The following is a 13832-nucleotide window of genomic DNA, read 5'->3' as shown; positions in this document are numbered from 1 at the left end:
CCGCTTTCGCGGGTTTGATCTGAATTTGGTGCCCAGGAGAAGACTCGAACTTCCACGACCTTGCGATCACCAGCACCTGAAGCTGGCGTGTCTACCAATTTCACCACCTGGGCATTATCAAGCAACGTTGCCGCTGTTGATGGGACGAACTATACGGAGGCCTTTTTGATCTGTAAACCCCTGATTCAAAAAAATAAATCGAGTTTCGCGTTATAAATCAAAGGCCTGAAACGAAAAAACCCGCTTTCGCGGGTTTGATCTGAATTTGGTGCCCAGGAGAAGACTCGAACTTCCACGACCTTGCGATCACCAGCACCTGAAGCTGGCGTGTCTACCAATTTCACCACCTGGGCAACATCAACAACGTTGCTGTCGTCGATGGCGCGCACTATACGGAGGGCATATTAAGCTGTAAACCCCCGCCATGAAAAAATCCTGGAAAATTTCGCCAATGGTCGTGCAAGGTGTTCATCGGGGGCTGCAAAGGGCTTTTAAAGGCTTGTTGACGTCTGAAATTTCCCGTTTCAATACGCGTATGCCAAACTAACCCGCATATAGACAAGGTGAAAACTCTCTAATGGCCGATTGGCAGTCCCTCGATCCCGAGGCCGCTCGTGAAGCGGAAAAATATGAAAACCCTATTCCTAGCCGTGAACTGATCCTGGCGCATCTCGCCGATCGGGGTTCGCCTGCTAGCCGTGAGCAGCTGGTTGAAGAATTCGGTCTGACCACCGAAGACCAGCTCGAAGCCCTGCGCCGCCGTCTGCGTGCCATGGAGCGCGACGCTCAACTGATCTACACCCGCCGTGGCACCTACGCGCCTGTGGATAAACTTGACCTGATCCTGGGCCGCATCGCCGGTCACCGTGACGGCTTCGGTTTCCTGATCCCGGACGACGGCAGCGACGACCTGTTCATGAGCCCGGCGCAAATGCGCCTGGTGTTCGATGGCGACCGTGCCCTGGCGCGCGTTTCCGGCCTCGACCGTCGTGGTCGCCGTGAAGGCGTGATCGTCGAAGTCGTTTCCCGTGCTCACGAGTCCATCGTCGGTCGATACTTCGAAGAGGGCGGCATCGGCTTTGTTGTGCCGGATAACCCGAAGGTCCAGCAAGAAGTGCTGATCACCCCGGGCCGCAATGGCGCCGCCAAGGTCGGTCAGTTCGTCGAGGTGAAGATCACCCACTGGCCAACCGCGCGTTTCCAGCCACAGGGCGATATCGTCGAAGTGGTCGGCAACTACATGGCGCCAGGCATGGAAATCGACGTTGCACTGCGCACCTACGATATTCCTCACGTCTGGCCTGAAGCCGTGCTCAAGGAAGCCGGCAAGCTCAAGCCGGAAGTGGAAGAGAAAGACAAAGAAAAACGCATCGACCTGCGCCATCTGCCGTTCGTCACCATCGACGGTGAAGATGCACGCGACTTCGACGATGCGGTCTACTGCGAAGCCAAGCCTGGCAAGTTGCGCCTGTTCTCCGGCGGCTGGAAGTTGTTCGTCGCGATTGCCGACGTGTCCAGCTACGTGAAGATCGGTTCGGCCCTGGACAACGAAGCCCAGGTGCGCGGCAACTCGGTGTACTTCCCTGAGCGCGTGATTCCGATGCTGCCTGAGCAGCTGTCCAACGGCCTGTGCTCCCTGAACCCGAAAGTCGACCGTTTGGCCATGGTGTGCGAGATGACCATCTCGAAAACCGGCGAAATGACCGACTACCAGTTCTACGAAGCGGTGATCCACTCCCAGGCACGTCTGACCTACAACAAGGTCAGCACCATCCTGGAAACGCCGAAGACCAGCGAGGCCAAGGCCTTGCGTACTGAATACGCTGGCGTGGTGCCGCACCTCAAGCAGCTTTACTCGCTGTACAAGGTGTTGCTGGGCGCACGTCACACCCGTGGCGCGATCGATTTTGAAACTCAGGAAACCCGGATTGTCTTCGGTTCCGAGCGCAAGATCGCCGCAATCACCCCGACCACGCGTAACGATGCACACAAGCTGATCGAGGAATGCATGCTGGCGGCCAACGTGGCCACCGCTGAATTCCTGAAAAAGCACGAAATTCCTGCGTTGTACCGGGTGCACGATGGCCCGCCGCCGGAGCGTCTGGAGAAGCTGCGCGCGTTCCTCGGCGAGCTGGGTCTGTCCCTGCACAAAGGCAAGGACGGCCCGACGCCGAAGGACTACCAGGCATTGCTGGCGAGCATCAAGGACCGTCCGGATTACCACGTGATCCAGACCGTCATGCTGCGCTCGCTGAGCCAGGCGGTGTACAGCGCCGACAACCAGGGCCACTTCGGCCTGAATTACGAGGCGTACACCCACTTCACCTCGCCAATTCGCCGTTACCCGGACCTGCTCACGCACCGGGCGATCCGCAGCGTGATCCATTCCAAGCAGAACACCCCGCACGTCAAGCGCGCCGGTGCCATGACCATTCCGAAGGCGCGGATCTATCCGTACGACGAAGCGGCCCTGGAACAGCTGGGCGAACAGTGCTCCATGAGCGAGCGCCGTGCCGATGAGGCCACCCGCGATGTGGTGAACTGGCTCAAGTGCGAGTTCATGAAGGATCGCGTGGGCGAGTCGTTCCCTGGTGTGATCACTGCGGTGACTGGTTTTGGTCTGTTCGTCGAACTGACCGATATCTACGTCGAAGGTCTGGTGCACGTTACCGCTTTGCCGGGTGACTACTACCACTTCGACCCTGTGCATCACCGCTTGGCGGGCGAGCGCACCGGTCGCAGCTTCCGTTTGGGCGACACCGTGGAAGTGCAGGTCATGCGCGTCGACCTCGACGAGCGCAAGATCGATTTCGGTATGTCCGACAAACCTGCTGAGTCGCCGGGCAACCGTAAGAAGCGTGGCAGCACACCGACCGCACCTGCCAGCAAAGGCAAGGGCGCTCCCGCGAAAGCGGCTGAGCCCGAGCCAGCCAAGGCGGGTCGTCGCTCGTCTGCCAAGGACAAGGCCCCCGAAGCCTACCGCCCAAGCGACGCTGCGGCGAAAAACGCCGAGCTGCGCAAGAGCCGTGAGTTGAAGCAGCAGCTGCTCAACGAAGCCAAAAGCGGTGGTAAAGCGGCGTCTGGGGGAAAGTCCCACGGGGCGGAAAAACCGTCGAGCAAGCCCAGTAAACACCGTAAAGGCCCGCCAAAAGCGGGTTCGGCTCCCGCGAAAAGCGGTGGGTCGCGCAAACCTAAGGCCAAGTCATGAGTCTGGAAAAAATCTACGGCGTGCACGCCGTAGAAGCACTGCTGCGTCACCACCCGAAACGCGTCAAGCAGGTGTGGTTGGCAGAAGGTCGCAGCGAGCCGCGTGTACAAGCGCTGGTTGAGCTGGCCACCCAAAACAAGGTTGCCATCGGCCAGGCTGAGCGTCGTGAAATGGACGTATGGGTTGAAGGCGTTCACCAGGGCGTGGTGGCGGACGTAAGTCCGAGCCAGGTCTGGGGCGAGGCAATGCTTGACGAGCTGCTCGACCGTACTGAGGGCGCGCCGTTGCTGCTGGTACTCGACGGCGTGACCGACCCGCACAACCTAGGCGCCTGCCTGCGTTCGGCGGATGCTGCCGGCGCGCTGGCGGTGATCGTGCCTAAAGACAAGTCGGCTACCTTGACGCCTGTGGTGCGTAAAGTCGCCTGCGGCGCGGCGGAAGTGATTCCGCTGGTGGCCGTGACCAACCTGGCGCGCACCCTGGAGAAACTCCAGCAGCGCGGCCTGTGGGTCGTGGGCACGGCGGGGGAGGCCGAGGTCAGCATTTATGACCAGGACCTCACCGGCCCGACCATTCTGATCATGGGTGCTGAGGGCAAGGGCATGCGTCGTCTGACCCGCGAGCATTGCGATTACCTGGTGCATTTGCCGATGGCCGGTAGCGTCAGCAGCTTGAACGTGTCGGTTGCCACCGGCGTGTGCCTGTTTGAGGCCCAGCGTCAGCGTGGCGCAAAGGCCAAGGCCAAGCCGAAGAAGTAACAACGTCTGGCGCAGTTCAAAATGTGGGAGCGGGCTTGCTCGCTCCCACATTGGTTTTGTGTTTAGCCAGATAGGGTGATTGTTCAAATAATCACCAATCACCTTGCACGCATCCTCCCCCTTCTCTACAATTGCGCCCCTTGCCTTCCTGGCAGGCACTGATGTGCCTCCCTGCGGCAAGATCCATAAGTGTCATTCACTCCTTGTCTGACCGTTTTTGAGCGGCAGGCTACAACCCGTAAGGAGCATTCATGCGTCATTACGAAATCATCTTTTTGGTCCACCCGGATCAAAGCGAGCAAGTCGGCGGCATGGTTGAGCGTTACACCAAGCTGATCGAAGAAGACGGCGGCAAAATCCACCGTCTGGAAGATTGGGGCCGTCGTCAACTGGCCTACGCAATCAACAATGTTCACAAGGCTCACTACGTGATGCTGAACGTTGAGTGCACTGGCAAGGCCCTGGCCGAGCTGGAAGACAACTTCCGCTACAACGATGCAGTGATCCGTAACCTGGTCATCCGTCGCGAAGAAGCCGTTACCGGCCAATCCGAGATGCTCAAGGCTGAAGAAAACCGCAGTGAGCGCCGTGAGCGTCGCGACCGTCCTGAGCACTCCGACGCCGAAGGCGTTGATGGTGATGACAGCGACAACAGCGATAACGCTGACGAGTAATCCACGGACCTTTTAAGGAGCCTATCAAATGGCACGTTTCTTCCGTCGTCGTAAATTCTGCCGCTTCACCGCTGAAGACGTGAAAGAGATCGATTACAAAGATCTCAACACTCTGAAAGCCTACGTATCCGAGACCGGCAAAATCGTTCCAAGCCGTATCACCGGTACCAAAGCACGTTATCAGCGTCAGCTGGCCACCGCTATCAAGCGCGCCCGCTTCCTGGCCCTGCTGGCCTACACCGACAGCCACGGCCGCTGAGACCGGGCAGTCGACAAGTAGTAAGGGATTGAATGCATGCGCGCCTTAGCTGAGTTCATCATGCGCGGTCGTGTGCAGGCCACTCTGGTAGTGGCTGGATGTGCGGCATTGCCGTTGCTTTATTGGTTGGGTGCTGCCGCAGGTTGCCTTGTGCTGCTGCGGCGCGGTTTGAAGGACGCTCTTGGCGTTCTTGCCCTGGGATTGTTGCCGGCCTTGATCTGGTGGCTGCAATTGGGTGATCCACGGGTACTTCTGGTACTGCTGGGGTCATCGAGCCTTGCGTTGGTTTTACGCGCAAGTGAGTCCTGGGTCCGCACGCTGCTGGTCAGCGTGGCATTGGGGTTGGTGTACTCAGTGATGCTTGGCGCGGCTTTCCGCCCGCAAATCGAGGCGCTGGCGCAAGAGATCGTCAAGATCCTGCCGCTGGCTCTCGGGGATCTCTACCAGCAGTTGACGGTAGATGAGCGAGCGCGGTTTGCGTCACTGATTGCCCCGGTCTTGACCGGCCTGATTGCGGCATTGTTGCAGGTCGTCAGCGTGCTGAGCCTGATTCTTGGGCGTTATTGGCAGGCGTTGTTGTACAACCCGGGTGGTTTTGGTCGCGAGTTTCGCAGTATCAGAATCCCCGCGGGGCCGGCGATGTTGCTGCTGGCGTGCATGGTTGTCGGGCCGAACTTCGGCCCTCAGATGGCCTTGCTGGCGCCGATTTGCAGCGTACCGCTGGTGTTTGCCGGGTTGGCCCTGATTCATGGGCTCGTTGCGCGAAAGCGCCTGGCCAAATTTTGGCTGGTGGGGTTGTACGTCACGCTGTTGCTGTTCATGCAGCTGATCTATCCGTTACTCGTGGTTTTGGCCATTGTCGACGGCCTGATTGATTTTCGCGGTCGTCTGGCGTCGAAAGACGCCGATAACGCGAACGGTGAAGGTTAAAAGTTAGAGGATTTTCACATGCAACTGATCCTTCTGGAAAAAGTCGCCAACCTGGGCAACCTGGGCGACAAAGTGAACGTTAAGGCCGGTTACGGTCGTAACTACCTGCTGCCATACGGCAAAGCCACCGCTGCAACCGCTGCCAACCTGGCTGCGTTTGAAGAGCGTCGTGCTGAGCTGGAAAAAGCAGCAGCAGACAAAAAAGCTTCGGCCGAAACTCGCGCTGCCCAACTGGCTGAGCTGGAAGTGACTATCACTGCCACCGCCGGTGACGAAGGCAAGCTGTTCGGTTCGATCGGTACTCACGACATCGCTGATGCACTGACCGCCTCCGGCGTTGAAGTGCAGAAGAGCGAAGTTCGTCTGCCGAACGGCACCATCCGCAACGTAGGCGAATTCGACGTAGCCGTGCACCTGCACGCCGAAGTTGAAGCCACCGTACGCGTTGTCGTGGTAGCAGCTTAAGCAACACCTAACTGACTGGCACCTCGCGTGCCAGGCGGTTAACATCGGGCACGATCCTGTTTACAGGTCGTGCCTTTTGTTTTTCTACAAATCCCTAATTCCAAGTGGCCATGAACGATATTTCAGCTCCTGAGCAATACGATCTGCAAACCGCTGCCCTGAAGGTGCCGCCGCATTCCATCGAGGCCGAACAGGCCGTGCTCGGTGGCCTGATGCTGGACAACAACGCCTGGGAACGCGTGCTGGATCAAGTCTCGGACGGTGATTTCTATCGCCATGACCATCGCCTGATCTTCCGCGCCATTGCCAAGCTGGCCGACCAGAACTCACCGATCGACGTGGTGACCCTGGCCGAGCAGCTCGATAAGGAAGGCCAGACCTCCCAAGTCGGCGGCCTGGGTTACCTCGGTGAGCTGGCAAAAAACACGCCGTCCGTGGCCAACATCAAGGCGTATGCGCAGATCGTCCGCGAGCGGGCCACCCTGCGCCAATTGATCGGCATCAGCACCGAAATCGCCGACAGCGCCTTCAACCCCGAAGGCCGCACCGCTGCCGAGATCCTTGACGAAGCCGAGCGCCAGATCTTCCAGATTGCCGAAGCCCGTCCGAAAACCGGCGGCCCGGTGGGCGTCAACGAGTTGTTGACCAAGGCTATCGACCGTATCGACACCCTGTTCAACACCGACAACGCCATCACCGGTATTTCCACCGGCTACACCGACCTCGACGAGAAGACCAGTGGCCTGCAGCCGGCTGACCTGATCATCGTCGCCGGCCGTCCATCCATGGGTAAGACCACCTTTGCGATGAACCTGGTGGAAAACGCTGTACTGCGCAGCGACAAGACCGTTCTGGTGTACTCCCTGGAGATGCCAGGTGAATCGCTGGTCATGCGGATGCTCTCGTCCCTCGGTCGAATCGACCAGACCAAGGTCCGTGCCGGCCGCCTGGAAGACGACGATTGGCCGCGCCTGACCTCCGCGGTCAACCTGCTCAACGACCGCAAGTTGTTCATCGATGACACAGCTGGCATCAGCCCGTCGGAGATGCGCGCGCGTACCCGCCGCCTGGTGCGTGAGCATGGCGACATCGCCCTGATCATGATCGACTACCTGCAGTTGATGCAGATTCCGGGTTCCAGCGGTGACAACCGCACCAACGAAATTTCCGAGATTTCCCGGTCCCTCAAGGCCCTGGCCAAGGAATTCAACTGTCCGGTAGTGGCGCTGTCCCAGCTCAACCGTTCCCTGGAACAACGTCCCAACAAGCGCCCGGTGAACTCCGACTTGCGGGAGTCGGGTGCGATCGAGCAGGACGCCGACGTCATCATGTTCGTGTACCGCGACGAGGTTTATCACCCCGAAACGGAACACAAAGGCATTGCCGAGATCATCATCGGCAAGCAGCGGAACGGGCCGATCGGCTTTATCCGCCTGGCGTTCATCGGTAAGTACACACGTTTCGAAAACCTCGCGCCGGGCAGCTACAACTTCGACGACGACGAGTAGTTTTAGCTCTCCATAATTCCGACTACTACCGTCGGAATTGGTCAAAAATTGTGCTATATTCCGCGCCCGCGATTTTTCATCTCAACACCGGTCACCGTCATGCAAACAGCCAAGCCGTTATTTGACTATCCCAAGTACTGGGCCGAATGTTTCGGTCCTGCGCCATTCCTGCCGATGAGCAGGGAGGAGATGGATCAGCTTGGCTGGGATTCCTGCGACATCATCATCGTTACCGGTGATGCCTACGTTGACCATCCGTCGTTCGGCATGGCGATTATCGGCCGGCTGCTGGAGTCCCAGGGCTTTCGCGTCGGGATCATTGCCCAGCCGAACTGGCAGTCCAAAGACGACTTCATGAAGCTCGGCGAGCCGAACCTGTTCTTCGGCGTCGCGGCCGGCAACATGGACTCGATGATCAACCGCTACACCGCCGACAAAAAGATTCGCTCCGACGACGCCTACACCCCTGGCGGCATGGCCGGCAAACGCCCGGACCGCGCGAGCCTGGTGTACAGCCAGCGTTGCAAGGAAGCCTACAAGCACGTGCCGATCGTACTCGGCGGCATCGAAGCCTCCCTGCGCCGTATCGCCCACTACGACTACTGGCAGGACCGCGTGCGCAACTCGATCCTGATCGACGCCAGCGCCGATATCCTGCTGTACGGCAACGCCGAGCGGGCTATCGTCGAGGTTGCCCAACGCCTGTCGTGGGGCCACAAGATCGAAGACATTACCGATGTGCGCGGCACCGCGTTCATTCGCCGCGATACTCCGGCGGGCTGGTACGAAGTGGACTCCACCCGTATCGACCGCCCGGGCAAGATCGACAAGATCATCAACCCGTACGTCAACACCCAGGACACCCAGGCCTGCGCCATCGAGCAAGAGAAAGGCCCGGTGGATGACCCGGAAGAAGCCAAGGTCGTACAGATCCTGGCCAGCCCGAAAATGACCCGCGACAAGACCGTGATCCGCCTGCCATCGGTGGAAAAAGTCCGCGGCGACGCCGTGCTCTACGCCCACGCCAACCGCGTGTTGCACCTGGAAACCAACCCAGGCAACGCCCGCGCCCTGGTGCAAAAACACGGTGAAGTGGACGTGTGGTTCAACCCGCCGCCCATCCCGATGACTACCGAAGAAATGGACTACGTGTTTGGTATGCCTTACGCACGTATCCCGCACCCGGCGTACGGCAAGGAAAAGATCCCGGCCTACGACATGATCCGTTTCTCGGTGAACATCATGCGTGGCTGCTTTGGCGGCTGTACCTTCTGCTCCATCACCGAGCACGAAGGTCGCATCATCCAGAACCGTTCCGAAGAGTCGATCATTCGCGAAATCGAAGAGATTCGCGACAAAGTCCCGGGCTTTACCGGTGTGATCTCCGACCTCGGCGGCCCGACCGCGAACATGTACCGCATCGCCTGCAAGAGCCCGGAAATCGAATCCGCGTGCCGCAAGCCATCGTGCGTGTTCCCGGGCATTTGCCCGAACCTGAACACCGACCACTCCTCGTTGATCCAGCTGTACCGTAGCGCCCGTGCATTGCCGGGGGTGAAGAAAATCCTGATCGCGTCCGGCCTGCGCTATGACCTCGCCGTCGAGTCGCCGGAATACGTCAAGGAACTGGTCACCCACCACGTCGGTGGTTACCTCAAGATCGCCCCGGAACACACCGAGGAAGGTCCGCTCAACCAGATGATGAAGCCGGGCATTGGCAGCTATGACAAGTTCAAGCGCATGTTCGAGAAGTACACCAAGGAAGCGGGCAAGGAGCAGTACCTGATCCCGTACTTCATCGCCGCCCACCCAGGCACCACCGATGAAGACATGATGAACCTGGCCCTGTGGCTCAAGGGCAACGGCTTCCGCGCCGACCAGGTGCAAGCGTTCTACCCGTCGCCAATGGCCACTGCCACCGCGATGTACCACTCGGGCAAGAACCCGTTGCGCAAGGTCACCTACAAGAGCGACGCGGTGACCATCGTCAAGAGCGAAGAGCAGCGCCGTCTGCACAAGGCGTTCCTGCGCTACCACGACCCGAAAGGCTGGCCGATGCTGCGTGAAGCGTTGACCCGCATGGGGCGCGGTGATCTGATCGGCCCGGGCAAGGACCAGTTGATCCCGCTGCACCAGCCGTCCACCGACAGCTACCAGAGCGCCCGTCGCAAGAACTCGACGCCGGCTGGCAGCCATAAGGTCGCCAAGGAAACCACCACCAAGATCCTCACTCAGCACACCGGTTTGCCTCCGCGCGGTAGCGATGGCAGCAACCCATGGGACAAGCGTGAGCAAGCCAAGGCTGCGGCCCAGGCACGTAACAAGCAGGCTGCCAAGGAACGTAGCGATGCCGCGAAGGGCAAGGGCGGCAAACCTGCGCGCAAGCCCGTGGTGCCGCGTTGATCGCAGCCTGAACAAAAAAACGCCAGCCTGATGCTGGCGTTTTTTTTTGGCGTGCTTTCCAGTGACAGTGCGTCGGTTGCGCCAGGCTACCCACGCATGTGGTTGGGTAGATTCACCACCCGCCGTCACACAGACGGTACAAATAGGTGCGACGCTTGCACCATGGCGCCACCGTTCGCGCCGTTTTGGTGCTGTACTGCACCGGGTCTTACGATAAAGCGCAATGACTGCCGCTCTGGCATAAGTCTTGCGCGCGTCAAGCCCATGCCCTGGCTCGCAGGAGGCCGCCGTGTCGATTCATGTCGCGTTGCACCACGTTACGCATTACCGCTACGACCGCGCCGTTGAGCTCGGCCCACAGATCGTGCGCTTGCGCCCGGCGGCCCATAGCCGCACGCGGATTTTGTCCTACGCGTTGAAAGTGCTGCCCGAACAGCATTTCATCAACTGGCAGCAGGACCCCCAGGGCAATTATCTGGCGCGGTTGGTATTCCCGGAAAAGACCGACGAGCTGCGTATCGAAGTTGACCTGGTCGCCGAGATGGCGGTGTTCAATCCGTTTGACTTTTTCCTGGAACCGTACGCTGAAAAAATCCCCTTCAGCTACGCCGCCGATGAACAGCGTGAGCTGGCGCCCTACCTGGAAACCTTGCCGCTCACGCCAAAGTTTGCCGCCTACCTGGCGGGTATCGACCGTACGCCACTGCCGGCGGTGGATTTCCTGGTGGGTCTCAACCAGCGCCTGGCCGCCGATATCGGTTACCTGATCCGCATGGAGCCGGGCGTGCAGACCCCGGAATTCACCCTGGAAAACGCTTCCGGTTCGTGCCGCGACTCGGCTTGGCTGTTGGTGCAGATTCTGCGCAATCTGGGGCTGGCGGCACGGTTTGTGTCGGGTTACCTGATCCAGCTCACCGCTGATGTCGAAGCCCTCGACGGTCCGTCCGGTACCGAGGTGGACTTCACCGACCTGCACGCCTGGTGTGAGGTGTATCTACCCGGTGCCGGCTGGATCGGCCTGGACGCCACGTCCGGTCTGTTTGCCGGTGAAGGCCACATCCCATTGGCCTGTAGTCCCGATCCATCGTCTGCTGCGCCAATCAGTGGGCTGGTGGAGCCTTGCGAGTGTGAATTCACCCACGAAATGTCGGTAGAGCGGATTTGGGAAGCGCCACGCGTCACCAAGCCCTACACCGAAGAACAATGGCTGGCGATCCAGGCCCTGGGCCGGCAGATCGACGGCGACCTGCTCAAGGATGACGTGCGCCTGACCATGGGCGGCGAGCCCACCTTCGTGTCCATTGACGACCCTGATGGCGCCGAATGGAACACCGCGGCGCTTGGGCCGGATAAACGTCGCCTGTCCGCCGAGCTGTTCCAGCGTATGCGCAAGCACTACGCGCCAAAAGGCTTGGTGCACTTCGGCCAGGGCAAGTGGTACCCCGGCGAGCAATTGCCGCGATGGTCGCTTAATTGCTACTGGCGCCGCGACGGTGTGCCGATCTGGCATAACAGCGCGCTGATCGCCGACGAGCGAGAAGACTATGGCGCGGACGGCACGATGGCCGGGCGTTTCCTGGCGAGCGTTGCTGAACGCTTGAAGCTACCGGCACGCTTTGTATTCCCGGCCTTCGAAGACAATTTTTACTATCTGTGGCGTGAGGGCGCACTGCCGCAAAACGTCACCGCCCAGGACCCGCGCCTGAGCGATGAGCTGGAGCGCGAGCGCCTGCGCAAAGTATTCAGCCAGGGCTTGGATAAAATCATCGGTCAGGTGCTGCCGCTGGCGCGTACTGCCGCCAATGACCGCTGGCAGAGCGGGCGCTGGTACCTGCGCGACAATCACTGCCGCTTGGTGCCCGGCGATTCGCCGCTAGGCTATCGCTTGCCATTGGCGTCGCAGCCTTGGGTGACGGCGGCGGAATATCCGTTTGTGCACCCCACCGATCCTAACCAGGATCAGCCGGAACTGCCGACCACCGCACAACTGCAGCGCCATGATGAAGCCGCGCCCGTCGATGAGCGTGTGCCGAAGGTGGACCAGTCCGCCGATTGGCTCACCCGCACCGCCCTGTGTGCCGAAGCGCGGGAAGGCCGGCTGTACCTGTTTATGCCGCCGCTGGAGCGGGTCGAGGATTATCTTGAGCTGGTCGCTGCTATCGAAGGCACCGCCGAAGAACTGCACTGCCCGGTGTTGCTGGAAGGCTACGAGCCACCGGCCGATACGCGGTTGAGCAACTTCCGTGTCACGCCGGACCCCGGTGTGATCGAGGTGAATGTGCAGCCGTCCGCCACCTGGGATGAGTTGGTCGAACGCACCGAGTTTCTTTACGAAGAAGCGCGGCAAACCCGCCTCACCACTGAAAAATTCATGATCGACGGGCGCCATACGGGCACCGGCGGCGGCAACCACTTTGTACTCGGGGGGGCGACGCCCAAGGATTCACCGTTTTTGCGCCGCCCGGATTTGCTGCGCAGTTTGATCAGTTACTGGCACAACCATCCCTCGCTGTCGTACCTGTTTTCCGGTCTGTTTATCGGCCCGACTTCCCAGGCACCGCGGGTGGACGAAGCCCGCAACGACGCGCTGTACGAGCTGGAAATCGCCTTCGCACAAATGCCCGAGCCGGGCGAGGAATGCCCGCCGTGGTTGGTGGACCGTTTGCTGCGCAACCTGCTGATCGACGTGACGGGCAACACCCACCGCGCCGAGTTCTGCATCGACAAGCTCTACTCACCGGATGGCGCCACGGGCCGACTGGGCCTGCTGGAACTGCGCGCGTTTGAAATGCCGCCGCATGCGCGCATGAGCCTTACCCAACAATTGTTGCTGCGTTCCCTGGTCGCGCGGTTCTGGCGCGAACCCTATGCGCCGCAGAAACTGGCGCGTTGGGGCACTGAGTTGCATGACCGTTTCCTGTTGCCGCACTTCATCGAGCAGGACTTTGCCGACGTGATCGTCGAACTCAATGCCGCTGGCTACCCATTGCGCGCCGAATGGTTTGCTGCGCACCTGGAGTTCCGTTTCCCCAAGGTGGGCGACTACGCCGTCAGCGGCATCGAACTGGAACTGCGCCAGGCCTTGGAGCCCTGGCACGTACTGGGCGAGGAGGGCGCAGTGGGCGGCACGGTGCGCTACGTGGACTCGTCCCTGGAGCGCCTGCAAGTGAAGTTGACCGGGTTGGCACCGCAACGCTATCTGCTGACGTGCAATGGCGTCCCCGTGCCGCTGCAAGCCACTGGCCGGGTGGGCGAGTTTGTCGCTGGTGTGCGCTACCGCGCCTGGCAGCCGGCCAACTGCCTGCAACCGACCATCCCGGTGCATGCGCCGTTGGTATTTGATCTGTTGGATACCTGGATGCAGCGCTCTTTGGGTGGTTGCCAGTACCACGTTGCCCATCCAGGTGGTCGTAATTACAACAGCTTGCCGGTGAATGCCAATGAAGCGGAGAGCCGGCGGATGGCGCGGTTTTTCCGGTTGGGGCATACGCCCGGCAAGCAGCCGGTGCCACAGGTTGTCATCAATGATGAGTTGCCGATGACATTAGACTTGCGGCGTTTCCCCCATAAAAATGATTGAACACGATCCAAAATGTGGGAGCTGGCAAGCCAGCTCCCACATTAGAC

9 protein-coding genes and 2 tRNA genes are annotated in these 13832 nt (G+C 60.1%); 9 read left to right on the top strand and 2 right to left on the bottom strand.

Features of this window, described 5'->3' with window-relative positions; all coding sequences use genetic code 11:
* Positions 1 to 26 precede the first annotated feature (26 nt).
* Both HF257_RS04330 and HF257_RS04325 read right to left on the bottom strand, forming a co-directional pair.
* A tRNA-Leu gene (locus tag HF257_RS04330) sits at positions 27 to 113 on the bottom strand.
* Positions 114 to 266: 153 nt separating this feature from the next.
* A tRNA-Leu gene (locus HF257_RS04325) sits at positions 267 to 353 on the bottom strand.
* Positions 354 to 577: 224 nt separating this feature from the next.
* Between HF257_RS04325 and rnr the strand changes: the two genes are divergently transcribed.
* From rnr to HF257_RS04280, 9 genes are all read left to right on the top strand, one after another.
* Positions 578 to 3208, top strand: a complete 2631-nt coding sequence (gene rnr, locus HF257_RS04320; RefSeq protein WP_185705102.1) for a ribonuclease R — start codon at positions 578 to 580, stop codon at positions 3206 to 3208.
* A complete protein-coding gene (gene rlmB, locus HF257_RS04315; RefSeq protein WP_003188074.1) occupies positions 3205 to 3966 on the top strand; it encodes a 23S rRNA (guanosine(2251)-2'-O)-methyltransferase RlmB in 762 nt (253 codons plus the stop codon). The genes rnr and rlmB overlap by 4 nt, the downstream gene beginning before the upstream one ends.
* Before the next feature lie 251 nt (positions 3967 to 4217).
* The gene (gene rpsF / locus HF257_RS04310; RefSeq protein WP_008035342.1) at positions 4218 to 4640 is read left to right on the top strand and encodes a 30S ribosomal protein S6; all 423 of its coding nucleotides are present in this window, start codon (positions 4218 to 4220) and stop codon (positions 4638 to 4640) included.
* 28 nt (positions 4641 to 4668) lie between these two features.
* Positions 4669 to 4899 carry a 30S ribosomal protein S18 gene (gene rpsR / locus HF257_RS04305; protein WP_002551829.1) on the top strand — a complete coding sequence of 77 codons (231 nt, stop codon included), beginning with the start codon at positions 4669 to 4671 and terminating at the stop codon, positions 4897 to 4899.
* Between the two features lie 36 nt (positions 4900 to 4935).
* The gene (locus tag HF257_RS04300; RefSeq protein WP_185705104.1) at positions 4936 to 5829 is read left to right on the top strand and encodes a YybS family protein; all 894 of its coding nucleotides are present in this window, start codon (positions 4936 to 4938) and stop codon (positions 5827 to 5829) included.
* Positions 5830 to 5847: 18 nt separating this feature from the next.
* Positions 5848 to 6294 carry a 50S ribosomal protein L9 gene (rplI, locus tag HF257_RS04295; RefSeq protein ID WP_003171376.1) on the top strand — a complete coding sequence of 149 codons (447 nt, stop codon included), beginning with the start codon at positions 5848 to 5850 and terminating at the stop codon, positions 6292 to 6294.
* Between the two features lie 110 nt (positions 6295 to 6404).
* Complete coding sequence (dnaB, locus tag HF257_RS04290) at positions 6405 to 7802, top strand: replicative DNA helicase (protein WP_065900140.1); 1398 nt, start codon at positions 6405 to 6407, stop codon at positions 7800 to 7802.
* Between the two features lie 99 nt (positions 7803 to 7901).
* Positions 7902 to 10205: a YgiQ family radical SAM protein gene (locus HF257_RS04285; protein WP_185705106.1), complete on the top strand. Its 2304-nt coding sequence runs from the start codon at positions 7902 to 7904 to the stop codon at positions 10203 to 10205.
* A 289-nt stretch (positions 10206 to 10494) separates the two neighbouring features.
* Positions 10495 to 13785 (top strand): transglutaminase family protein, encoded by a 3291-nt coding sequence (locus HF257_RS04280; protein WP_185705108.1) that lies wholly within the window; start codon positions 10495 to 10497, stop codon positions 13783 to 13785.
* The last annotated feature ends 47 nt before the right edge of the window (positions 13786 to 13832 follow it).

The sequence above is a fragment of the Pseudomonas cremoris genome (assembly GCF_014230465.1).
The sequence above is the reverse complement of the archived record's forward strand: the minus strand, read 5'-3'. Positions and strand labels throughout refer to the sequence as shown.

What these genes read in the sequence shown, in the direction of transcription:
- rnr (WP_185705102.1), top strand. Translation starts at nt 578, where the DNA reads ATGGCCGATTGGCAGTCCCTCGATCCCGAGGCCGCTCGTGAAGCGGAA.
- HF257_RS04300 (WP_185705104.1), top strand. Translation starts at nt 4,936, where the DNA reads ATGCGCGCCTTAGCTGAGTTCATCATGCGCGGTCGTGTGCAGGCCACT.
- rpsF (WP_008035342.1), top strand. Translation starts at nt 4,218, where the DNA reads ATGCGTCATTACGAAATCATCTTTTTGGTCCACCCGGATCAAAGCGAG.
- HF257_RS04285 (WP_185705106.1), top strand. Translation starts at nt 7,902, where the DNA reads ATGCAAACAGCCAAGCCGTTATTTGACTATCCCAAGTACTGGGCCGAA.
- rlmB (WP_003188074.1), top strand. Translation starts at nt 3,205, where the DNA reads ATGAGTCTGGAAAAAATCTACGGCGTGCACGCCGTAGAAGCACTGCTG.
- rplI (WP_003171376.1), top strand. Translation starts at nt 5,848, where the DNA reads ATGCAACTGATCCTTCTGGAAAAAGTCGCCAACCTGGGCAACCTGGGC.
- rpsR (WP_002551829.1), top strand. Translation starts at nt 4,669, where the DNA reads ATGGCACGTTTCTTCCGTCGTCGTAAATTCTGCCGCTTCACCGCTGAA.
- dnaB (WP_065900140.1), top strand. Translation starts at nt 6,405, where the DNA reads ATGAACGATATTTCAGCTCCTGAGCAATACGATCTGCAAACCGCTGCC.